Annotated in this window: 19 protein-coding genes; 9 read left to right on the top strand and 10 right to left on the bottom strand. The window is 63.9% G+C overall.

The features are described 5' to 3' along the window. A complete protein-coding gene (locus tag AC5O5R_RS25790; RefSeq protein ID WP_494514830.1) occupies positions 1 to 1725 on the top strand; it encodes a putative 2-aminoethylphosphonate ABC transporter permease subunit in 1725 nt (574 codons plus the stop codon). A gap of 18 nt (positions 1726 to 1743) precedes the next feature. Further along, the gene (locus tag AC5O5R_RS25785) at positions 1744 to 2769 is read left to right on the top strand and encodes a putative 2-aminoethylphosphonate ABC transporter substrate-binding protein (RefSeq protein ID WP_494514829.1); all 1026 of its coding nucleotides are present in this window, start codon (positions 1744 to 1746) and stop codon (positions 2767 to 2769) included. 108 nt (positions 2770 to 2877) lie between these two features. Here the strand turns inward: AC5O5R_RS25785 and AC5O5R_RS25780 are convergent, their stop codons facing one another. Together AC5O5R_RS25780 and AC5O5R_RS25775 are read right to left on the bottom strand one after the other, a co-directional pair. Further along, positions 2878 to 4242: a GTPase/DUF3482 domain-containing protein gene (locus AC5O5R_RS25780; RefSeq protein ID WP_172230744.1), complete on the bottom strand. Its 1365-nt coding sequence runs from the start codon at positions 4240 to 4242 to the stop codon at positions 2878 to 2880. Continuing rightward, positions 4235 to 5626 (bottom strand): DUF2868 domain-containing protein, encoded by a 1392-nt coding sequence (locus tag AC5O5R_RS25775; protein ID WP_494514828.1) that lies wholly within the window; start codon positions 5624 to 5626, stop codon positions 4235 to 4237. The genes AC5O5R_RS25780 and AC5O5R_RS25775 overlap by 8 nt, the downstream gene beginning before the upstream one ends. 54 nt (positions 5627 to 5680) lie before the next feature. On the opposite strand from AC5O5R_RS25775, the gene AC5O5R_RS25770 reads away from it, so the two are divergent. Next, positions 5681 to 6196: a dihydrofolate reductase gene (locus AC5O5R_RS25770; RefSeq protein WP_172230738.1), complete on the top strand. Its 516-nt coding sequence runs from the start codon at positions 5681 to 5683 to the stop codon at positions 6194 to 6196. 72 nt (positions 6197 to 6268) lie between these two features. On the opposite strand, the gene AC5O5R_RS25765 is transcribed toward AC5O5R_RS25770, so the two are convergent. Continuing rightward, on the bottom strand, positions 6269 to 6475 hold the full coding sequence (locus AC5O5R_RS25765) for a hypothetical protein (RefSeq protein ID WP_172286550.1): 207 nt from the start codon (positions 6473 to 6475) through the stop codon (positions 6269 to 6271). A gap of 148 nt (positions 6476 to 6623) precedes the next feature. Further along, the gene (locus AC5O5R_RS25760) at positions 6624 to 8015 is read right to left on the bottom strand and encodes an L-cystine transporter (protein WP_172286539.1); all 1392 of its coding nucleotides are present in this window, start codon (positions 8013 to 8015) and stop codon (positions 6624 to 6626) included. Positions 8016 to 8259: 244 nt separating this feature from the next. On the opposite strand from AC5O5R_RS25760, the gene AC5O5R_RS25755 reads away from it, so the two are divergent. After that, on the top strand, positions 8260 to 9315 hold the full coding sequence (locus AC5O5R_RS25755; protein WP_172286540.1) for an HAD family hydrolase: 1056 nt from the start codon (positions 8260 to 8262) through the stop codon (positions 9313 to 9315). Between the two features lie 175 nt (positions 9316 to 9490). Here the strand turns inward: AC5O5R_RS25755 and ilvD are convergent, their stop codons facing one another. Continuing rightward, the gene (gene ilvD / locus AC5O5R_RS25750; RefSeq protein ID WP_172286541.1) at positions 9491 to 11332 is read right to left on the bottom strand and encodes a dihydroxy-acid dehydratase; all 1842 of its coding nucleotides are present in this window, start codon (positions 11330 to 11332) and stop codon (positions 9491 to 9493) included. Positions 11333 to 11493: 161 nt separating this feature from the next. On the opposite strand from ilvD, the gene AC5O5R_RS25745 reads away from it, so the two are divergent. Next, on the top strand, positions 11494 to 11754 hold the full coding sequence (locus AC5O5R_RS25745; protein WP_256676330.1) for a hypothetical protein: 261 nt from the start codon (positions 11494 to 11496) through the stop codon (positions 11752 to 11754). 44 nt (positions 11755 to 11798) lie between these two features. On the opposite strand, the gene AC5O5R_RS25740 is transcribed toward AC5O5R_RS25745, so the two are convergent. Beyond that, positions 11799 to 12995 carry a class I SAM-dependent rRNA methyltransferase gene (locus AC5O5R_RS25740; RefSeq protein ID WP_172227216.1) on the bottom strand — a complete coding sequence of 399 codons (1197 nt, stop codon included), beginning with the start codon at positions 12993 to 12995 and terminating at the stop codon, positions 11799 to 11801. A gap of 194 nt (positions 12996 to 13189) precedes the next feature. Between AC5O5R_RS25740 and AC5O5R_RS25735 the strand changes: the two genes are divergently transcribed. Both AC5O5R_RS25735 and mutM read left to right on the top strand, forming a co-directional pair. Further along, on the top strand, positions 13190 to 14008 hold the full coding sequence (locus AC5O5R_RS25735; protein ID WP_172227239.1) for an HDOD domain-containing protein: 819 nt from the start codon (positions 13190 to 13192) through the stop codon (positions 14006 to 14008). 3 nt (positions 14009 to 14011) lie between these two features. Continuing rightward, positions 14012 to 14824 (top strand): bifunctional DNA-formamidopyrimidine glycosylase/DNA-(apurinic or apyrimidinic site) lyase, encoded by an 813-nt coding sequence (mutM, locus tag AC5O5R_RS25730; protein WP_172227218.1) that lies wholly within the window; start codon positions 14012 to 14014, stop codon positions 14822 to 14824. A gap of 111 nt (positions 14825 to 14935) precedes the next feature. Here mutM and AC5O5R_RS25725 read toward each other — a convergent pair whose 3' ends face one another. From AC5O5R_RS25725 to AC5O5R_RS25715, 3 genes are all read right to left on the bottom strand, one after another. After that, the gene (locus AC5O5R_RS25725; protein ID WP_172227220.1) at positions 14936 to 15187 is read right to left on the bottom strand and encodes a YfhL family 4Fe-4S dicluster ferredoxin; all 252 of its coding nucleotides are present in this window, start codon (positions 15185 to 15187) and stop codon (positions 14936 to 14938) included. Between the two features lie 101 nt (positions 15188 to 15288). Then, positions 15289 to 15774, bottom strand: coding sequence for a pantetheine-phosphate adenylyltransferase (gene coaD, locus AC5O5R_RS25720; protein ID WP_172227222.1), 486 nt, complete (start codon positions 15772 to 15774; stop codon positions 15289 to 15291). 227 nt (positions 15775 to 16001) lie between these two features. Next, a complete protein-coding gene (locus tag AC5O5R_RS25715; RefSeq protein ID WP_494514827.1) occupies positions 16002 to 17432 on the bottom strand; it encodes a coniferyl aldehyde dehydrogenase in 1431 nt (476 codons plus the stop codon). Positions 17433 to 17583: 151 nt separating this feature from the next. On the opposite strand from AC5O5R_RS25715, the gene AC5O5R_RS25710 reads away from it, so the two are divergent. Together AC5O5R_RS25710 and AC5O5R_RS25705 are read left to right on the top strand one after the other, a co-directional pair. Continuing rightward, a complete protein-coding gene (locus tag AC5O5R_RS25710; protein WP_172286543.1) occupies positions 17584 to 18249 on the top strand; it encodes a TetR/AcrR family transcriptional regulator in 666 nt (221 codons plus the stop codon). Between the two features lie 35 nt (positions 18250 to 18284). After that, positions 18285 to 19139: a sulfurtransferase gene (locus AC5O5R_RS25705; RefSeq protein ID WP_494514826.1), complete on the top strand. Its 855-nt coding sequence runs from the start codon at positions 18285 to 18287 to the stop codon at positions 19137 to 19139. Positions 19140 to 19222: 83 nt separating this feature from the next. Here AC5O5R_RS25705 and AC5O5R_RS25700 read toward each other — a convergent pair whose 3' ends face one another. After that, complete coding sequence (locus AC5O5R_RS25700) at positions 19223 to 20215, bottom strand: hydrolase (RefSeq protein WP_172227229.1); 993 nt, start codon at positions 20213 to 20215, stop codon at positions 19223 to 19225. Between the last annotated feature and the right edge of the window lie 26 nt (positions 20216 to 20241).

Genomic DNA, 20241 nt, shown 5'->3' with positions numbered 1-20241 from the left:
ATGGCCGCGCCAATGTCCCTGCCGCATACCCAGGCCAGGCGTGCGCAGCGCAGCGAAGTCGCACTGGGTGACCGGCTGTTCGTCGTCGGTGGCAAGAGCGTTCTGCTGGTTCTTCTGCTGCTGGCAGTGGTGATGCCGCTGCTGGCCATTTTCTGGAAAGGCTTCAGTGGTGAAGCTGGCCAGGGCGGTGGCCTGCTGGCGGCGCGGGAGCTGTTCGCCAGTGACAACTTCCGCTGGTTGCTGGGCAACAGCCTGTCGGTGGCGGTCACCGTTGCGGCCATCGTGGTGCCGCTGGCCTACCTGTTCGCCTACGCCCTGCAACGCACGCTGATTCCGGCCAAGGGCCTGTGGCGTGGGATCTCGCTGTTGCCGCTGCTGGCGCCATCGATGCTGCCGGCCATAGCCCTGGTCTACCTGTTCGGCAACCAGGGGCTGCTGCGCGGGTTGCTCAGCGACAACATCTACGGCTTCTGGGGCATCGTGCTGGGCGAGGCTATCTACACCTTCCCGCAGGCGCTGATGATCATGCTGTCGGCGCTGTCGCTGGCCGATGCTCGCTTGTTCGACGCGGCTTCCAGCATGGGCGCCGGTTCATGGCGGGCGTTCAGCAGCATCACCTGGCCGGCCACGCGCCAGGCAGTGTTTGCGGCGTTCTGCCTGGTGTTCACGCTGACCATCACCGACTTCGGTGTCCCGGTGGTAGTGGGTGGTGACTATCAGGTGCTTGCCCTGGAGGCCTACAAAGCCGTAGTCGGCCAGCAACAGTTCGGCCGCGGCGCGCTGATCGGCATGGTGTTGCTGGTGCCAGCCCTGTTCAGCTTCAGCGTTGACGCCTGGCTGCGCCGGCGCCAGGGCGAGGCCATGAGCGGCCGCGCCCAAGTGTTCGAGCCCAAGCCGTCGCCCGGCCGTGATGCCTGCTTCCTGGCCATTGTGCTGCTGGTATGCGCGGTCTTGCTGTTGGTGGTCGGCATGGCGGTGTACTCGTCGCTGGTCACCTTCTGGCCTTACAACCTGTCGTTGTCGCTGCGTCATTACATGTTCGAAGACACCGCCGGGGGCGGCTGGCTGGCTTACCGCAACAGCGTGACCATGGCCATCGGTACTGCATTGATCGGCAGCATCCTGATCTTCACCGGTGCCTACCTGATGGAGAAAACCCAGGGTCAACGCCTGCTCAACCTGGCGCTGCGCCTGCTCAGCTTTATCCCCATGGCTGTGCCGGGCCTGGTGCTTGGCCTGGGTTATGTTTTCTTCTTCAACCTCAACGGCAACCCGCTGCATGTGCTGTATGGCGGCATGGGGCTGTTGGTGGTGTGCACCATCGCCCATTACCTGACCACCGCGCAGATGACCGCTGCCACTGCCCTGCGCCAGCTCGACGGCGAGTTCGAGGCTGCGGCGCTGTCGCTGAAAGCGCCGCTGTACAAGCATTTTTTGCGGGTAACAGTACCGATCTGCCTGCCAGCGTTGCTCGACATCATCCGCTACCTGTTCGTCTCGGCGATGACCACCGTGTCGGCAGCGATCTTCCTGTACAGCCCCGACACCATCCTGGCCGCCGTCGCCGTGCTGAACATGGACGACGCGGGCAACGTCGGCGGTGCTGCCGCCATGTCCACCCTGATCCTGCTGACCAGTGCCGGCGCTTCACTGCTGCTGGCCGCAGCCTCGCGCGGCCTGCTGCGCCGCTCCCAAGCCTGGCGCCAACGCGCCGCGACCGTCTGACCTGTAAGGAACCTACCCATGTACCAGCACCTTGCACTTGCCGCTGCCGTTTCCGCCGTGTTCAGCCTGCAGGCAGCGGCCGCCGACACCCAGTTGACCGTCTACACCGCGCTGGAAGCCGAACAACTGAAGAGCTACAAGCAGGCCTTCGAGAAAGCCAACCCCGACATCGAGATCAAGTGGGTGCGCGATTCCACCGGCATCATCACCGCCAAGCTGCTGGCCGAGAAGGGCCGCCCGCAAGCCGATGCGGTGTGGGGCCTGGCGGCGTCCAGCCTGGCCATCCTCGACCAGAATGGCATGCTGGAAGCCTATGCGCCGAAGGACCTGGGCAAGATTGCCCCCAACTACCGCGACGCCGCCAACCCGCCGGCCTGGGTGGGCATGGACGTGTGGGCCGCGACAATCTGCTTCAATGCCATCGAGGCCGAGAAGCAGGGGCTGAGCAAACCGGTGAGCTGGCAGGACCTGACCAAGCCCGAGTACAAAGGCAAGATCGTGATGCCGAACCCGGCCTCGTCCGGCACCGGCTTTCTGGATGTGAGCGCCTGGCTGCAGACTTTCGGCGAGCCGCAGGGCTGGGCCTACATGGATGCGCTGCACCAGAACATCGGTCAGTACGTCCACTCCGGCTCCAAGCCTTGCAAGCTGGCAGCGGCGGGCGAGTTCCCGATCGGTATTTCGTTCGAGTACCCGGCCGTGCAGCTCAAACGCCAGGGCGCACCGCTGGACATCGTGCTGCCCAAGGAAGGCCTGGGCTGGGAGATCGAGGCGACTGCCGTGATCAAGGGTTCGCCCAAGGCTGATGCGGCCAGGCGCCTGGCCGACTTCTCGGCCAGCCCGGCAGCCATGGAGCTGTACAAGGACAACTTCGCCGTGCTGGCCGCGCCGGGGATTGCCAAGCCGCAGACCGAGTTGCCGGCAGACTATGAGCAGCGCCTGATCAAGAACGACTTCGCCTGGGCCTCGAAGAACCGTGACCAGATCCTTGCCGAATGGCGCAAGCGCTATGATGGCAAGTCGGAGAAGGTGGCCCAGCAGTAAGCCTGCACCTTGCAGGTCTGGCCTGTTCGCGGGTGAACCCGCTCCCACAGGGATGTGCATTAGTGCTGCGGGAGCGGGTTCACCCGCGAAGGGGCCAGAACTGGTTGATCAAAATTGTGAAACCAACGCCTCCAGCTGCTCCTGCCGCTCAGCCTGGTTCAGCTTCGCCCCGGGATTGAGGGTGGACCACTGCGGATGCGCCCGCGCCCTGACCAGCGCCTCTGGCAACTTGCCCTCGCGCCAGGCTTTTTCATCCAGCTCACCCAGGTGAATGCTGCTCTGCGCGGCATGCCCGCGGTTATCCAGCGCCACCATCAGCTGTTGCTGACGCAAGGCCAGCAGGCGCAATACCGTGTCGTCCACGGTCAGCTCGCGCTTGCCCTTGAGCTTGCCCATCAACCGCGACCCATAGTTGCGCGCAGTCTGCAGTGCTCCCCCGGCTATCGCCCCGGCCAGCGCGGCGGCGCCCAGGGTCAAACCGCCGACCAGCAGATCGACCCCGGCCCCCGCAGCGGCACCGGCCGCCACACCGCTACCCAGGCGTACGCCCAGCAGCTTCAAGGTTTCGGGATTGAACAGGTCATCGCCCCAGCGGCCATCCAGCAGAGGCAGATCGCTGGCATGGGCATCCTCGGGGCGGAAGGCATACAGCTTGAGCAATGCCTCGACGCAACGCTGTTCGCGCTGACGCACATCCTGGCGCAATGCCTCGATTGCCCTGGCCTCGGCTGCCGGCTCGGCGTCAACGCTACGCCGGCAGGCTGCGCAGTCCAGCAGCAGCTCGGCAATCAGGCGCTTGCCACTGTGCTGGCGCGCCAGGCGCTGCGCCTGCTGGTCGTCTATCAGCCGCTGCAGCGCCGGGCGGGCGTCTTCCAGCAGCAGGGCCAGGCTCTCGTACAAACGGCGCTCGCCATCCTCTGGCGGAGCCACGCTGTCAAACCGTACCAACGCGTGAAGCCCAAGCCGGGCAAGGGCTTCACGCCATTGCGGCTCGCGGTGCTGGTGGCTGGCGACGAAATTGAGCACCGGCAGCAACGGCTTGCCGCAGCTGGCCAGCACTTGCAGTTCGTCGCGGTATTTGGCCAGCACCGGCTCCCGGGCATCGATCACATACAGGCCGGCATCGCTGGCCAGCAGCTGGCGCAGTACCTTGGCCTCCTGCTCGAAACGCTGGCGCGCTTCGCTGCCCTGCAGAAAACGCTCCAGGCGCGCCGGGCCGTCCAGGCGCTCGCCCGGGCGCTCCAGGCGTTCAAGGTAGTCGAGCAGGGCGATGGCGTCTTCCAGGCCCGGAGTGTCGTACAGCTCCAGCAAGGGTTCGCCATCCACCGACAGGCGCGCACCCTCCACATGGCGGGTGGTGCTGGGGCGGTGCGATACCTCGCCAAAGCCGACGTCGCGGGTCAGCGTGCGCAGCAGCGAGGTCTTGCCCACATTGGTGTGGCCGACCACGGCCAGTTTCAGCGGCTCAGTCATGGCCATGCTCCAGCCAGGTCAGCGGTGAAGTATCGGCATGCGGCAGGCCAAGCCGGTCGAGGGCTGCGTGCCAGTCGCCCAGGCGCTGGGCATCGAGTGGCTGGCCGGGTGCGGCCTGGAGTAGCCAGACACGGGTGGCGCCGGCGTTGCGCGCCAGTTCGGCGAGCAGCGCCAGGCTGCCACGGTCGGGCGAGCGCTGTGGGTCGCAGGCGATGGCCAGGCGTGCCGGGGGGAAACGGCTCAACTGCTCGAGCAGGCGATTGCGCGACTCGCGGCTGTCGAGCACACCGGCGTTGATCACGCTTTTTGGCAGAGCAGGCGGCCAGGGGCGTTGGTCGTCCAGTTCCAGCCCGACCAGCAGGGCACCGCTGCTGCCGCTTTCCAGCTGGCCGGCGGCGAATTCAGGCAATGCTTCGGGCGCGGCATCCTGCACGCCGATGCGTTCACTGCGGGGCATCAGCGCTTCACGCAGTTGCGCATAGCCCGGCAGGCTCAGGTCCAGCGTCAGGCGCTCGCTGCCTTGGCGCCAGCGCCACAGGCACAGCCCGGCCAACAGCAGGCGCGGCAGCAGGCCATACACCAGTACCACACCTAGCAGCCAGCTGGCCCAGGCCTGGCGGGCCAGGTCCAGGGCTGGCAGGGTGTCGCCGCTGGCGCGGATCATGGCCTCGTCGGGCACGGCAAAACCCAGCAACGAGGGCAGGGCGCCCAAGGCCTGCGTCAGGTGGATAAACGGGTCGGCCGCGAGCAGGGTGGTTTCCCAGACAAAACCGTAGCGGCGGGTGGCCAGCAAGGCCAGCAGCATGCCGAGTGCCGTGAGCATCGCCAGCAGCCACAGGCCATGTACCAGCAGGCCAAGCAGCCAGCGGGTGAGCCGCTGGCGCTGCAGCAGCACCAGCAGCGCCGGCGCCAGGTGCGCGGCCTTGGCGTCGCGGGCAAAGCGTTCGCTCAGCCACAGCCACAGGCGCCCCAGCCCTGCGCCATGCTCGCCGCTGAGGGCAAAGCCGATTGCCCAGCCCAGCAGCATAAGCAGGTTCAGCCCGAGCAGGCTGCCCAGCGCCCAGAACACATTTACCGGGCGCTGCCCGTCACCCAACGCAGCCAGCGCCAGCCCGGCGCCGCTGAGTATCGCCATCAGTAGCAAGGCCAGTAGCGCCAGGCGCGCGCCCTGTTTCCAGTGACGCAGGGCTGTAGTGATGCCGTCGCGTTCGGCCAGGAACAGCGCCCGGGTTTCGATGCGGCTCGCCAGGTCGCCGCCTGCCTGGCGGGCGCGGCGGTTGGCTTCCTGGTCCTCCAGGGGGCCGGCATGTTCCTCGCGCAGGCGTACCGCTTCGGTGAGCCAGCGCTTGTCCAGTGGAGTGGGTGCAGTCACAAGGTCTTCCATTGCACAGGTCAGGGCAGAAGCATAACCCACACGCCCGGTGCTATCCTCGCCCGCATGAATACATCACTCCCCCTCAGCCTGATCGCGGCTCACGCCGAGAACCGCGTGATCGGCATCGACAACTCCATGCCCTGGCACTTGCCAGGGGATTTCAAGTACTTCAAGGCCACCACCCTGGGCAAGCCGATCATCATGGGTCGCAAGACCTGGGACTCGCTGGGCCGGCCGCTGCCCGGGCGGTTGAATATCGTCGTCAGCCGCCAGCCGGGGCTGGAACTGGCGGGGGCCGAAGTGTTTGGCTCGCTGGAGCAGGCGCTGGTGCGGGCCGAGCAGTGGGCGCGGGAGCACGGAGTCGATGAGTTGATGCTGATTGGCGGGGCGCAGCTGTATGGGCAGGCGCTGGAGAAGGGGCTGGTCAGCCGCATGTACCTGACGCGGGTGGAACTGTCGCCGGCAGGAGATGCCTGGTTCCCTGAGTTTGACCAGGGCCAGTGGCAGCTGACTTCGAGCGCGGCACAGGCTGAAGAAGGGAAGCCTGGGTATCACTTCGAGGTCTGGGACAAGGTTTGATGGTGCCGGGGCTGCTTTGCAGCCCTTCGCGGGCAAATCGGATCGCCGTACCGCCGCTCTTACCGGGGGCGCTCAGGTGAGCAGCTTGATGATTACTGCGGTGACAGTAGCGACCGTGGTGACGAATCCGACAGCAATGGCAACCGGATACCAGAAGGTTTCGCGGGTCATTTTGACGGCTTCAGCATTCAGCTTGCGCGTCTCGGCGATCAGTTTGTCCACCTCGACGCGGATCTTGGCGACTTCAACCCGAATCTCTTCGGCTTCGGCCTGGGTCATGTCTTGCGAGTGCATGGGCAGGTCCTTCTCCTTGGAGTATTCGCAAAGCCCAGGCTGAAGTATAGCGGCGCCCGTAGCCAGCTGTTGCTCGCTTCCCATGTCATTGCGTTACTGGATATTGGGGCTGCAAAGCAGCCCCGGCCACCCGTCAGGAATGACTCAGCTCGGCATGCTCATCGCCTGCCAGCACGTCCTTGTCGGTTTCTTTCAGCAACTGGCTGGTTACCACGCCCGCAGTCATCGAACCGTTCACGTTCAGTGCCGTGCGGCCCATGTCGATCAGCGGTTCCACGGAAATCAGCAACGCCACCAGTTCAACCGGCAAGCCCATGGCCGGCAGCACGATCAGCGCGGCGAACGTGGCGCCGCCGCCTACCCCGGCAACCCCGGCCGAACTCAGGGTGACGATGGCCACCAGCGTGGCGATCCACAGCGGGTCGAAGGTGTCGATGCCAACCGCCGGCGCCACCATCACCGCCAACATGGCGGGATAGAGCCCGGCGCAGCCGTTCTGGCCGATGGTGGTGCCGAACGAGGCGCTGAAGCTGGCGATGGACTGTGGCACGCCCAGGCGGCGAGTCTGCGCTTCGATATTCAGCGGAATGCTGGCGGCGCTGGAGCGGCTGGTGAAGGCGAAGGTCAGCACTGGCCACACCTTGCGGAAGAAGCGCAGCGGGCTCACCCCGGTCGCAGCCAGGATGACGGCATGCACCACGAACATCAGCCCAAGGCCCAGGTACGAAACCACCACGAAGCTGCCCAGCTTGAGGATGTCTTCCATGTTGGAGCTGGCCACGACCTTGGTCATCAGGGCCAGTACGCCATACGGGGTCAGCTTCATCACCACCCGTACCAGGCGCATTACCCAGGCCTGCAGGGTGTCGATGGCCGACAAGGCGCGTGCGCCTTTCTCGGCGTCATCCTTGATCAGCTGCAATGCGGCCAGGCCGACGAACACGGCGAAGATCACCACGCTGATGATCGAGGTCGGCTTGGCCCGTGCCAGGTCACCCACCGGGTTGCTGGGGATGAACGACAGCAGCAGCTGCGGGATGTTGAGGTCGGCGACCTTGCCCGCGTAGTCGCTGTGGATGACCTGCATGCGCGCGCTTTCCTGCACGCCGGCCACCAGGCCTTCGGCACTGAGGCCGAACAGGTTGGTGAGGACGATGCCGATCAGTGCGGCAATGGCGGTGGTCAGCAGCAGGGTGCCGATGCTCAGCACGCTGATGCGGCCCAGCGACGACGCGTTGTGCAGGCGGGCAACGGCACTGAGGATCGAGGCGAAGATCAGTGGCATGACGATCATCTGCAACAGGCCGACATAGCCGTTGCCCACCAGGTCAAGCCAGGCGATGGTGGCTTTGAGCACCGGGTGGCCAGCACCATAGACCGTATGCAGGGCCAGGCCGAAGACCACACCCAGCACCAGGCCCAGCAGTACCTTCTTGGCCAGGCTCCAGTCGGTGCGGCGGGTTTGTGCCAGGCCCAGCAGCAGGGCCAGGAACGCCAGCAGGTTAAGAGACAGCGGCAGGTTCATTGAAGCTCCAGCAGAAAAAAGCAGATGAGGCATCGCCTCTGTGAGCGATTGCGAACGGAAATGCTAACAGGCTGAAAACAAACGAATTTATACCCAAATGGAATTTGCATAGTCGTTTATGGAATAACGGCCTGTCGCGGATTGCAATGAACGCGGCGTTTACAGCTGCATAGGGGTCGCTAACGAAGGTTGTTGGCAGGGATTGTTGCACTAGCGTTTCTGGGTCATTTCAGGAGATTCGGCCATGAAGTTCGCTGCGAAAGCTGTCGCTCTCAGTCTGTCCGTGCTGTTCAGCCTCGAAACCTATGCCACCGAGCTCAAGCATTGGCCCGCCGAGGCTGCCAGGCAGCTCGACAGCATGATTGCTGCCAATGCCAACCAAGGCAATTACGCGGTGTTCGACATGGACAACACCAGTTACCGCTACGACCTTGAAGAGGCGTTGCTGCCTTTCATGGAAAACAAGGGCCTGCTAAGCCGTGAGAAACTCGACCCTTCGCTGAAACTGATGCCATTCAAGGATACCGCCGAGCACAAGGAAAGCCTTTTCAGCTACTACTACCGGCTGTGCGAAGTGGACGACATGGTCTGCTACCCGTGGGTGGCCCAGGTGTTCTCCGGCTTTACCCTGCAGGAGCTGAAGGTGCAGGTAGATGAGCTGATGGCCACCGCCCAGCCGATCCCCAGTACCTATTACGAAGGGGATCAGGTCAAGGCCATCGAGGTACAGCCGCCCAAGGTCTTCAAGGGCCAGGCCGAGTTGTACAACAAGCTGATGGAGAACGGTATCGAGGTCTATGTGGTTTCTGCCGCCTCCGAGGAGCTGGTGCGCATGGTCGCCTCGGACCCTAAGTACGGCTACAACGTGAAGCCGCAGAACGTGATTGGCGTAAGCCTGCTGCTCAAGGACAGGGCCAGCGGCCAGCTGACCACCGCGCGCAAGCAGATCAGCGCCGGGCAATACGATGCCAAGGCCAATCAGGGGCTGGAGCTGACCCCGTACCTGTGGACCCCGGCCACCTGGATGGCGGGCAAGCAGGCAGCGATCCTGACCTATATCGATGAGTGGAAGAAGCCGGTGCTGGTGGGCGGTGATACGCCGACCAGTGACGGCTACATGCAGTTTCATGGCGTGGACGTGAGCAAGGGTGGCATCCACTTGTGGATAAACCGCAAGGCCAAGTACATGGACCAGCTGAACGGGATGATTGCCAGGAACGCGGCGGCGCAGGCCAGGGAAGGATTGCCGGTGACGGCGGACAAGAACTGGGTGATCGTGACGCCGGAGCAGATTCAGTAATTGTTGTGTTGCCTGTACTGGCCCTATCGCCGGCAAGCCAGCTCCCACAGGTACTCCACAGCATCTGAAATCTGTGCAGTACCTGTGGGAGCGGGTTTACCCGCGAAGAGGCCGGCACAGGCATAAAAAAACCGGCGCTCAAGGCGCCGGTTTCTCATTTCCGCCAGAGAGAGCTTCAGAGCCCTTCGAGCATCGCCTTGTTACGCACAGCACCCTTGTCGGCACTGGTCGCCAGCAGGGCATAAGCCTTCAGCGCGGTAGTCACCTTGCGTGGGCGAACTTCAACCGGTTTCCAGCCCTTCTTGTCCTGCTCGATACGACGCTGAGCCAGCTCTTCGTCACTGACCAGCAAGTTGATCGAACGGTTGGGGATGTCGATCAGCACCTTGTCGCCGTCGCGCACCAGGCCGATGGCACCGCCTGCGGCAGCTTCCGGCGAGGCGTGGCCGATCGACAGGCCCGAGGTACCGCCCGAGAAGCGACCGTCGGTGAGCAGCGCGCACGCCTTGCCCAGGCCTTTGGACTTCAGGTACGAGGTCGGGTAGAGCATTTCTTGCATGCCCGGGCCGCCTTTCGGGCCTTCGTAGCGAATGATCACGATGTCGCCCGCCTGCACTTCGTCGGCAAGGATGCCGCGTACGGCGCTGTCCTGGCTTTCGAAGATCTTCGCGTTGCCTTCGAACACGTGGATCGACTCGTCGACACCGGCGGTTTTTACCACGCACCCGTCGAGGGCGATGTTGCCGTACAGCACGGCCAGGCCGCCCTCTTGCGAGTAGGCGTGTTCAAAGCTGCGGATGCAGCCGTTTTCACGGTCGTCGTCGAGGGTTTCCCAACGGGTCGACTGGCTGAACGCAGTCTGGGTCGGGATGCCGGCAGGGCCTGCCTTGAAGAAGGTGTGCACTGCTTCGTCATCGGTCTGGGTGATGTCCCACTTGGCGATGGCTTCTTCCATGCTGTTGCTGTGCACGGTCGGCAGGTCGGTGTGCAGCAGGCCGCCACGGGCCAGCGAGCCGAGGATGCTGAAGATGCCGCCGGCGCGATGCACGTCTTCCATGTGGTACTTCTGGATGTTTGGCGCAACCTTGCACAGCTGCGGCACCGTGCGCGACAGGCGGTCGATGTCGCGCAGGTCGAACTCGACCTCGCCTTCCTGGGCTGCTGCCAGCAAGTGCAGGATGGTATTGGTCGAACCGCCCATGGCGATGTCGAGCATCATGGCGTTTTCGAACGCCTTGAAGTTGGCGATGCTGCGCGGCAGCACGGAGGCGTCGTTTTCGCCGTAGTAGCGCTTGCACAGCTCGACGATGGTGCGGCCGGCAGTGAGGAACAGCTGCTCGCGGTCGGAGTGGGTGGCCAGGGTCGAACCGTTGCCTGGCAAGGCCAGACCCAGGGCTTCGGTCAGGCAGTTCATCGAGTTGGCGGTGAACATACCCGAGCACGAACCGCAGGTCGGGCAGGCGCTACGCTCGTACTCGGCGACTTTTTCGTCGGAAGCCGAGGAGTCCGCAGCGATGACCATGGCATCGACCAGGTCCAGGCCGTGGCTGGCCAGCTTGGTCTTGCCGGCCTCCATCGGGCCACCGGAGACGAAGATGACCGGGATGTTCAGGCGCAGGGCGGCCATCAGCATGCCGGGGGTGATCTTGTCGCAGTTGGAAATGCACACGATGGCGTCGGCGCAGTGCGCATTGACCATGTATTCCACGGCGTCGGCAATGATCTCGCGGCTTGGCAGCGAGTACAGCATGCCGTCGTGGCCCATGGCGATGCCGTCGTCCACCGCGATGGTGTTGAATTCCTTGGCCACGCCACCGGCGCGTTCGATTTCACGGGCGACCAGCTGGCCCAGGTCCTTCAGGTGCACGTGGCCCGGGACGAACTGGGTGAACGAGTTGGCGATGGCGATGATCGGTTTCTTGAAATCGTCGTCCTTCATGCCGGTGGCGCGCCACAGGGCACGGGCGCCGGCCATGTTGCGGCCGTGGGTGGAAGTCTTGGAACGATAATCAGGCATGAAACACTCCTGGCGGCTTAATCAGGTCACATAAAGGGGAGTGAGCTTCTCTTTTCCTTTGCGCCGCAGGCCGGTTGCCACTGGCACGGATGGGGCCGAAGACACCACGGGATCGCCGCGTGCTTGGCCAGAGCTCATAAACCCGCCGGGGATGACTGGCGATGAATAGGCCGATTCTACACCGCTGGCGCGGCGAGGGAATGGCGATGTGTCTGGGCGGTGGCTTTGGTCAAATGAGCGGCGGTTTGCAGGATGCTTCTGAGACGCGTCAGCCTGCTGTACCGCAAGCGGGTGCGGTGGCTGATGCTGCTGGTATCTGGCAATCTTTTCTCGGGCGCGGGTATCGCCGCATTCGAGGAAACCATTACCGCGCATATGTGCTGGTGCACTTCGGGATTGCGTCCTGCGTGCTGGATATCTGAGCGACCACTGGGCCGCAATGCGGCCCCAGTGGCGTCAGTGTGTATCAGCTGTTCGGCAGCAGGCGGCAGGTGATGCTCTTGATGTAGCGGGTTTCGGCAATGGCCGGGTGCACCGGGTGGTCCGGGCCCTGGCCGCCGCGCTCGAGCAGCTGCAGGTTGCGGTCCAGGTGGCGGGCGCTGGTCAGCAGGATGTTGTTCAGGTCATCTTCCGGCAGGTGCATCGAGCAAGAAGCACTGACCAGGATGCCGTCCTTGTTGAGCATGCGCATGGCTTGCTCGTTCAGGCGGCGGTAGGCGGCTTCACCGTTTTTCAGGTCTTTCTTGCGCTTGATGAAGGCGGGTGGGTCGGCAATGATCACGTCGAAGCGCTCTTCGGCAGCCTTGAGCTCGCGCAGGGCTTCGAACACATCGCCTTCGATGCAGGTCAGCTTCTCGCTGATGCCGTTCAGTGCCGCGTTACGCTCCACGCCATCCAGGGCGAAGCCCGAGGCATCGACGCAGAACACTTCGCTGGCGCCAAACGCACCGGCCTGCACGCCCCAGCCACCGATGTAGCTGAACAGGTCGAGCACGCGCTTGCCCTTCACATAAGGTGCCAGGCGCGCACGGTTCATGCGGTGGTCGTAGAACCAGCCGGTCTTCTGGCCTTCGCGTACCGGGGCTTCGAACCTGACGCCGTTTTCTTCCAGCGGGACCCAGTCCGGGACTTCGCCGTAGACCGTTTCGACATAGCGTTGCAGGCCTTCGGCGTCGCGCGCTGCGGAATCGTTCTTGAACAGGATGCCGCTGGGCTTGAGCACCTGGATCAGGGCCGCGATCACGTCATCCTTGTGCGCTTCCATGGTGGCCGAGGCCAGTTGCACCACGAGGATGTCGAAGAAACGGTCGACCACCAGGCCTGGCAACAGGTCGGAGTCACCGTAGACGAGGCGGTAGCACGGCTTGTCGAAAAGGCGCTCGCGCAGGGACAGGGCGACGTTCAGGCGGTGTACCAGCAGCGACTTGTCCAGCGGCAGCTTGATATCGCGCGACAGCAGCCGGGCGCAGATCAGGTTGTTCGGGCTCAGTGCGACGATGCCCAGCGGCTTGCCATTGGCCGCTTCGAGCACGGCCTGCTGGCCGGCCTGAAAGCCTTGCAGCGGGGTCGCGCTGACGTCGATTTCGTTGCTGTAGACCCACAGGTGTCCGGCGCGCAGGCGGCGGTCGGCATTGGCTTTGAGGCGAAGGCTGGGCAGGGACATGACGTCGCTCCGGGAAAAAAGAGCGGGAGTATAGCCTGTCTGCCCATTGATCGGTGCAGGGCCTCGACAAAGGGAACAAGGCATGCGCCACGGCTGCTGCTGCCGGGTTAGAATCCCCCGTCCTAAACGAGTGTGCACGCATGTCCCAAGAACTCAGCGCCGAACAGATCCAGCAAGCCTTGCAAGGCATTACCATCCCGCCGCAACCGCAGATCATGGTCGACCTGCAGTTCGAGCAGTACATGCCTGACCCGGACCTGGAAACCATCGCCAAGCTGATTTCCCAGGACCCGGGCCTCTCGGGCGCCTTGCTCAAGCTGGTCAACTCTGCGCATTTCGGCCTTTCCAACAAGATCGGTTCGATCCAGCGCGCGGTGAATCTGCTGGGCAGCCGCTCCATCATCAACCTGATCAACGCCCAGTCGATCAAGGGCGAGATGAGCGATGAAACCATCGTTACCCTCAACCGTTTCTGGGACACCGCCCAGGACGTGGCGATGACCTGCCTGACCCTGGCCAAGCGCACGGGCATCCAGGCAGCAGACGAGGCTTACACGATGGGGTTGTTCCACGACTGCGGCGTGCCGCTGATGCTCAAGCGCTTCCCCAACTACATGGAGGTGCTGGAACAAGCCTACGCCAATGCCGATGGGGACACGCGGGTGGTCGACACCGAAAACCGCGCGTTCAACACCAACCATTCGGTGGTCGGCTATTTCACTGCCAAATCGTGGCGCCTGCCCGAGCACCTGACTGCGGCTATCGCCAACCACCACAACGCCTTGGCGGTGTTCCGCGACGATACCTCGCGCAATACCCAAAGCCAGCTGAAAAACCTGCTCGCGGTGCTGAAGATGGCCGAGCATATCTGTGCATCCTATCGGGTGCTGGGCAACCAGGCCGTGGACCATGAATGGAATGTGGTCGGCCCGCTGGTGCTCGATTACATTGGCCTGTCGGAATACGATTTCGAAAACCTCAAGCAGAACATTCGCGAGCTGGGCGGGCACTGACACATGCCGGAATTACCCGAAGTAGAAACCACCCGGCGCGGTATCGCGCCACATCTGGAGGGCCAGCGGGTCAGCCGCGTGGTAGTGCGTGACCGGCGCTTGCGCTGGCCGATCCCGGAAGACCTGGACGTGCGCCTGTCAGGCCAGCGCATCGTCAGCGTCGAGCGGCGCGCCAAATACCTGCTGATCAATGCCGAGGTCGGCACCCTGATCAGCCATCTGGGCATGTCGGGCAACTTGCGTCTGGTCGAGCTGGGGCTACCGGCGGCCAAGCATGAGCACGTCGACATCGAGCTGGAGTCGGGGCTGATGCTGCGCTACACCGACCCGCGCCGCTTCGGCGCGATGCTCTGGAGCCCCGACCCGCTGAATCACGAACTGCTGTTGCGGCTGGGGCCGGAGCCACTGACCGACCTGTTCGACGGTGAGCGGCTGTTCCAGCTGTCGCGCGGGCGGTCGATGGCGGTGAAGCCGTTCATCATGGACAACGCGGTGGTGGTGGGGGTGGGCAACATCTACGCCACCGAGGCGCTGTTTGCCGCAGGTATCGACCCACGGCGGGCCGCGGGCGGGATTTCCCGGGCGCGCTACCTGAAGCTGGCTATCGAGATCAAACGGGTGCTGGCGGCGGCGATCGAGCGAGGGGGTACCACCCTGCGCGACTTCATCGGGGGCGACGGGCAGCCGGGGTATTTCCAGCAGGAGCTGTTTGTGTACGGGCGTGGCGGGCAGCCGTGCAAGGTGTGTGGCACGGAGTTGCGCGAGGTCAAGCTGGGGCAGCGGGCCAGCGTATTCTGCCCGCGCTGCCAGCGCTAAGGCTCAGGGCCCTATCGCCGGCAAGCCAGCTCCCACAGATACTGCACAGCCCTCAAGAGCGGTGATATCCCTGTGGGAGCTGGCTTGCCGGCGATGAGGGCTGACCTGATATCAGGCCTTGCCGGTGATCCGCTGGTACTTGGCCATCAGCTGTTCTTCGGTTTCCGGGTGTGCTTCATCCAGCGGGATGCAGTCGACCGGGCAGACCTGCTGGCACTGCGGCTCGTCGTAATGGCCCACGCACTGGGTGCACAGGTTAGGGTCGATCACGTAGATCTCTTCGCCTTGGGAGATGGCCTCGTTCGGGCACTCGGGTTCGCAGACGTCGCAGTTGATGCAATCGTCGGTGATGATCAGGGACATGGGGGCTCCGGCCGGGGCTCAGCGCCCGGGCATGTTCAACGCAATGGGCACAATTGTGCCGCATTCGCGCCCGCAGTGCACGCGGGCGCGACAATCAGGCATCAGACCTGCTTCTTGAAGCGTTCGGTCAGCGCCTCGGCCACCACCGGGTGGACGAACTTGGTGATGTCACCGCCCAATGCGGCGATTTCCCGGACCAAGGTCGAGGAAATGAACGAATACCGCTCCGAAGGCGTCAGGAACAGGCTCTCGACATCGGGTGCCAGTTGCCGGTTCATGTTCGCCAGCTGGAATTCGTACTCGAAGTCGGACACCGCACGCAGGCCGCGCAGGAAGACGTTGGCGCCCTGTTCCTTGGCAAAATGTGCCAGCAGGGAAGAGAAGCCGATGACTTCGACATTGGGCAGGTGCTTGGTGACCTCACGGGCGAGCTCCACCCGTTGTTCCAGCTGGAACAGCGGGTTTTTCTTGGGGCTGGCCGCCACCGCGATGATCACGTGGTCGAACAGCCGCGAAGCGCGCTCGACCAGGTCGCCATGGCCTTTGGTAATGGGGTCGAAAGTACCCGGGTACAACACTCGGTTCATCGCGTCATCCTGGCTGGAGTGCGTTGGGGAGTCGGATGGTAGCGCAGCGACGGCGCCCCGGCCAAGTCATGCGGCCAGCTGATGGCACTATAGACAGGGGCGTTGTTGCTTGTCATGCACTGTGTGCCAGGCGGGCGACCAGGGCCGCGCTGAGCCTGGCGCCGGCATGGAAATCACAGACGGGCAGGTCGAAGCGCGGCAGGGCACGGCGTTGGATGGCCCGGCCCTCAGCGGATGAACAGCTTGTAGACCAGGCGCTGCAAGGCCTTGCCATAAGGTGGGTAGATCAGCCGGGCGGCGTTGAAGCGTTGCTTGGCCAGCACCGCCTTGGCCTTGCTGAAGGTCAGGAAACCGTCATGGCCATGGTAATGGCCCATACCCGAAGGGCCGATGCCGCCGAAGGGCAGGTCATCCTGAGCGACATGCAGCAGGGTGTCGTTCAGGCACACGCCGCCAGAATGGGTATGTTGCAGCACATGCTCCTGGCCGGCGCGGTCATAGCCGAAGTAATACAGCGCCAGTGGGCGCGGGCGCTGGTTGATGTACGCCAGCGCCTGATCGAGGCCGTCGTAGGGCACCAGTGGCAGCAGCGGGCCGAAAATCTCGTCCTGCATCACCTGCATGCTGTCGTCTACCCGCAGCAGCAAATGTGGCGGCAGGCGACGGCCCTGGCGGGCTTCGTCAGGGTACAGGTCGATCACCTGCGCACCCTTGGCACGGGCATCGTCCAGTAGGTGCTGCAGGCGCTGCAACTGGCGCGGGTTGATGATGGCTGTGTAGTCGGGGTTGTCGTCGATGTGTGGGTACAGGCGGCGCACGGCGCCCTGGTAGGCGTCGCTGAAGGCGTCCAGGCGTTCGCGCGGCACCAGCACGTAGTCGGGCGCCACGCAGGTCTGGCCGGCGTTGAGGGTCTTGCCGAAGGCGATGCGCTCGGCGGCAGCGTCGAGCGGCACATCGGCCGAAACAATGGCAGGTGACTTGCCGCCCAGTTCCAGGGTGACCGGTGTCAGGTTCTGCGCAGCAGCCAGCATTACCTGACGGCCCACGCTGGTGGCTCCGGTGAACAGCAGGTGGTCGAATGGCAGGCGGGCGAACGCCTGGCCTATCTCGACTTCACCCAACACCACGTTGACCAGGTCGCTGGGGAATACCTGCGCCAGCAGTTGCTGAAGCGCAAGGCCGGTAGCGGGCGTGGCTTCGCTGAGCTTGAGCATGACCCGGTTGCCGGCTGCCAGGGCGCAGGTCAGCGGACCGATGGCGAGGAACAGCGGATAGTTCCAAGGCACGATGATGCCGACCACCCCCAAGGGTTGATAGCGCACCTGTGCCCTGGCGGGCTGAAAGGCCAGGCCGGCTCGCCGCCGGCTGGCGCGCATCCAGCGCTGCAGGTGTCTTTCGGCGTGGCGCAGGCCTTGCACCGACGGTAGCAGTTCGGCCAGCAGGGTTTCATCGGCGCTACGCCCGGCAAAGTCCTGTGTGATGGCTGCGATCAATTCGGCCTGGCCACTCAGCAGGGCTTCGCGCAGGCTTTTCAGCCACTGGCGCCGCTGCGCCTCCGGTGGCGACGGGTTACCGGCAAAGGCCTGGCGTTGGGCAGCAAACATCGCTGCAAGGTCGAGGTCGAATTGCACAGGGGGCAAGGCACTGGGCGAGTTCATGATGGTGTCGAATCCGGGCGAGGGAACCTCTAGAGCCTATACTCTAACTTGCACGGTGGTGCGACTTTTTGCTGGTGATCCAGCGGTGCATTCGACCGCTAATACACCGTAAGATAAGCCTTTACCAAGGCCCGCAGACTGGGAGCCGAGCATGGCACCGCGCATTAAGACCCGAGAGCGCATCGTGCAGAACAGCCTGGAGCTGTTCAACCAGCAGGGCGAACGCAGCGTCAGTACCAACCACATTGCCGCGCACATGGAAATTTCGCCCGGCAATCTCTATTACCACTTCCCCAACAAGCAGGCGATCATCGCGCTCCTGTTCAGCCAGTACGAAGCGCTGGTGGACAGCTTCCTGCGCCCGCCGCAGGGCCGTGCGGCGACTGTCGAAGACAAGCGCTTCTACCTCAAGGCCTTGCTTGCGGCGATGTGGAACTACCGCTTCCTGCACCGTGACCTCGAGCACCTGCTGGACAGCGACGCGGAGCTGGCGGCCCGTTACCGGCGTTTTTCCGAGCGCTGCCTGCGCCAGGGCCAGGCGATTTACCGCGGTTTCGTCGAGGCCGGCATCCTGGCCATGGCACCTGCGCAAATCGAGTCGCTTACCATCAACGCCTGGATCGTGCTGACCTCCTGGGTTCGTTTTCTCAGCACCACGCGTGAACATTCCGCGCACCTGGGTGAAGAAGCCTTCAAGCGCGGTGTCTATCAGGTACTGGTGCTGGAACTCGGCTTCGTCACCGACAACGCCCGTACTGCCGTGGATGCCCTGTGCCAGGAATTCCACGTACCGTTCAATCAGGCCCTGGAGCACTAACCCAGGGCTCTTGTGCCATCGATCAGGAGATAGTCATGCCCCTTGCGCAATTGATCACCCCGCAGCAATTGGCCGAGCGTCTGGAGGAGCCCGGGTTGGTGATCCTCGACTGCCGCTTTGCCCTCGAGGATGTGGACTATGGGCAACGCAGCTATGCCCAGGGGCATATTGCCGGGGCGCACTTTGCCGACCTGGAACGCGACCTGAGCGGGCCGGTGAGCAAGGGGCGCACCGGGCGGCACCCGTTGCCGGATGCGCAGCTGCTGGTCGGGCGCCTGCGTGAGTGGGGCCTGGACAATGACAGTGAGGTGGTGCTGTACGATGATGGACCGGGGGCCTTCGCGGCCCGCGCGTGGTGGCTGCTGGCCTGGCTGGGCAAACGCAGCGGCGTGGCGATTCTCGATGGCGGCTTGAAAGCCTGGCATGCAGCGCACTTGCCGCTGAGCCTGGACCCGCCGCACAAGCGCGATGGCACTTTCAGCGGTGAGCCGGACAGCACGTTGCTGATCGATGCCGGGCATCTGGCCAAGCGTCTGGGCGCTGCGGATCTGACGTTGATCGATGCCCGGGCCTTGCCGCGTTTTCGCGGTGAAGTGGAGCCGATCGATCCGGTGGCCGGGCATATTCCTGGGGCCCAGTGCGCGGCGTTTAGCGACAACCTGGGGGCCGACGGGTGTTTTCTGCCGGCAGATCAGCTCAGGCAGCGCTTTGCCGAGAAGCTGGGCGGACGGGCGCCGGAGCAGCTGGTGTCGTACTGCGGGTCTGGGGTGACGGCTTGCCATAACCTGTTTGCGTTGGCGCTGGCAGGGTATCCGCTGGGCAAGCTGTATGCCGGGTCGTGGAGCGAGTGGATCAACAACCCCGCGCATGGCGTGGCAACTGGCGAGTAACAAGATCGACGTTTTAGCAGGGACCAGGTGGGAGCGGGTTTACCCGCTCCCACAGAAATCGCGCAGGCTCAGGAGGGTTGAGGCTAGTTACCCTCGAGCAGCCACTGCGGAATACGCCGCTCCAGGTAATACCCAGGATTACGCAAGCTGCCATCGACAAACCCCACATGGCCGCCCCTGCTGTGCAGCTCGAAGCGAGTCTGTGCCGCCAGCTCGCGGGCGGTGGGCAGGCTATGGCCGGCAACGAAGGGGTCATCGCTGGAATGGATGATCAGCGTCGGCGTGCGATTCTGGCCAAGGTAGAAATGGCTCGATGAACGGCGATAGTAATCGTGAACGTCAACGAAGCCATTCAACGGTGCGGTGACCTTGCCGTCGAAGTCCCAGAACGTGCGCAGGTTGGTCAACGGGCCAAGTCGTTGCAAGCTGGCGAGTCGTTCATGCTCGCCTTTTTCATGGAAGTGGTGTTGCTTGAGCTGCACATAAGCCAGCATTTCGCGCATGAAATGCGCCTGGTACACCTTTGAAAAGCCCTGCCCGATGCGGTCTGCGCAATGGTCGAGGCGGAACGGCACCGACACTGCCACCGCGGCCTCCAGCTGGCTGGCGACGCCGCTTTCGCCCAGGTATTTCAGCAACACATTGCCACCCAGGGAGTAACCCACCGCATACAGCGGTGCCAACGGGCGTTGAGCGCGCAGATGGTTGATGATTTCGGCCAGGTCTTCGCTGGCGCCCGAATGGTAGCTGCGTGGCAGCAGGTTGGGCTCGCCCGAGCAGCCGCGCCAGTTCACCGCCACGCTGGCCCAGCCGCGCGCCTGCAGGGATTGCTGCAGGCCTTTGACGTAGGGCGAATGAGATGAGCCGGTGAGGCCGTGCAGTACCAGCACGAGTGGCGCCTGAGCTTGGTGCGGGCCGTGCCAGTCCAGGTCGATGAAGTCGCCATCGGCCAGCCACAGCCGCTCGCGAGTGCGATGCAGTTCAGGCAGCTTGCGCCACAGCGGCCCCCACAAGGTTTGCAGGTGGGGGTTGGAGAGGCCGATGGCCGGGCGAAATGTGGCGCTGTAGCTTGGCATACTGGGCAACTCGTGATGTGCCTGCC

Source organism: Pseudomonas sp. 8_5_2, assembly GCF_059295255.1.
Note: the sequence above shows the minus strand (reverse complement) of the source record. Positions and strands in the feature narration are given on the sequence as shown.

Coding starts and splice junctions, on each gene's coding strand:
- AC5O5R_RS25790 (WP_494514830.1), top strand. CDS start 1: ATGGCCGCGCCAATGTCCCTGCCGCATACCCAGGCCAGGCGTGCGCAG.
- AC5O5R_RS25785 (WP_494514829.1), top strand. CDS start 1,744: ATGTACCAGCACCTTGCACTTGCCGCTGCCGTTTCCGCCGTGTTCAGC.
- AC5O5R_RS25780 (WP_172230744.1), bottom strand. CDS start 4,242: ATGACTGAGCCGCTGAAACTGGCCGTGGTCGGCCACACCAATGTGGGC.
- AC5O5R_RS25775 (WP_494514828.1), bottom strand. CDS start 5,626: ATGGAAGACCTTGTGACTGCACCCACTCCACTGGACAAGCGCTGGCTC.
- AC5O5R_RS25770 (WP_172230738.1), top strand. CDS start 5,681: ATGAATACATCACTCCCCCTCAGCCTGATCGCGGCTCACGCCGAGAAC.
- AC5O5R_RS25765 (WP_172286550.1), bottom strand. CDS start 6,475: ATGACCCAGGCCGAAGCCGAAGAGATTCGGGTTGAAGTCGCCAAGATC.
- AC5O5R_RS25760 (WP_172286539.1), bottom strand. CDS start 8,015: ATGAACCTGCCGCTGTCTCTTAACCTGCTGGCGTTCCTGGCCCTGCTG.
- AC5O5R_RS25755 (WP_172286540.1), top strand. CDS start 8,260: ATGAAGTTCGCTGCGAAAGCTGTCGCTCTCAGTCTGTCCGTGCTGTTC.
- ilvD (WP_172286541.1), bottom strand. CDS start 11,332: ATGCCTGATTATCGTTCCAAGACTTCCACCCACGGCCGCAACATGGCC.
- AC5O5R_RS25745 (WP_256676330.1), top strand. CDS start 11,494: ATGAATAGGCCGATTCTACACCGCTGGCGCGGCGAGGGAATGGCGATG.
- AC5O5R_RS25740 (WP_172227216.1), bottom strand. CDS start 12,995: ATGTCCCTGCCCAGCCTTCGCCTCAAAGCCAATGCCGACCGCCGCCTG.
- mutM (WP_172227218.1), top strand. CDS start 14,012: ATGCCGGAATTACCCGAAGTAGAAACCACCCGGCGCGGTATCGCGCCA.
- AC5O5R_RS25725 (WP_172227220.1), bottom strand. CDS start 15,187: ATGTCCCTGATCATCACCGACGATTGCATCAACTGCGACGTCTGCGAA.
- coaD (WP_172227222.1), bottom strand. CDS start 15,774: ATGAACCGAGTGTTGTACCCGGGTACTTTCGACCCCATTACCAAAGGC.
- AC5O5R_RS25715 (WP_494514827.1), bottom strand. CDS start 17,432: ATGAACTCGCCCAGTGCCTTGCCCCCTGTGCAATTCGACCTCGACCTT.
- AC5O5R_RS25710 (WP_172286543.1), top strand. CDS start 17,584: ATGGCACCGCGCATTAAGACCCGAGAGCGCATCGTGCAGAACAGCCTG.
- AC5O5R_RS25705 (WP_494514826.1), top strand. CDS start 18,285: ATGCCCCTTGCGCAATTGATCACCCCGCAGCAATTGGCCGAGCGTCTG.
- AC5O5R_RS25700 (WP_172227229.1), bottom strand. CDS start 20,215: ATGCCAAGCTACAGCGCCACATTTCGCCCGGCCATCGGCCTCTCCAAC.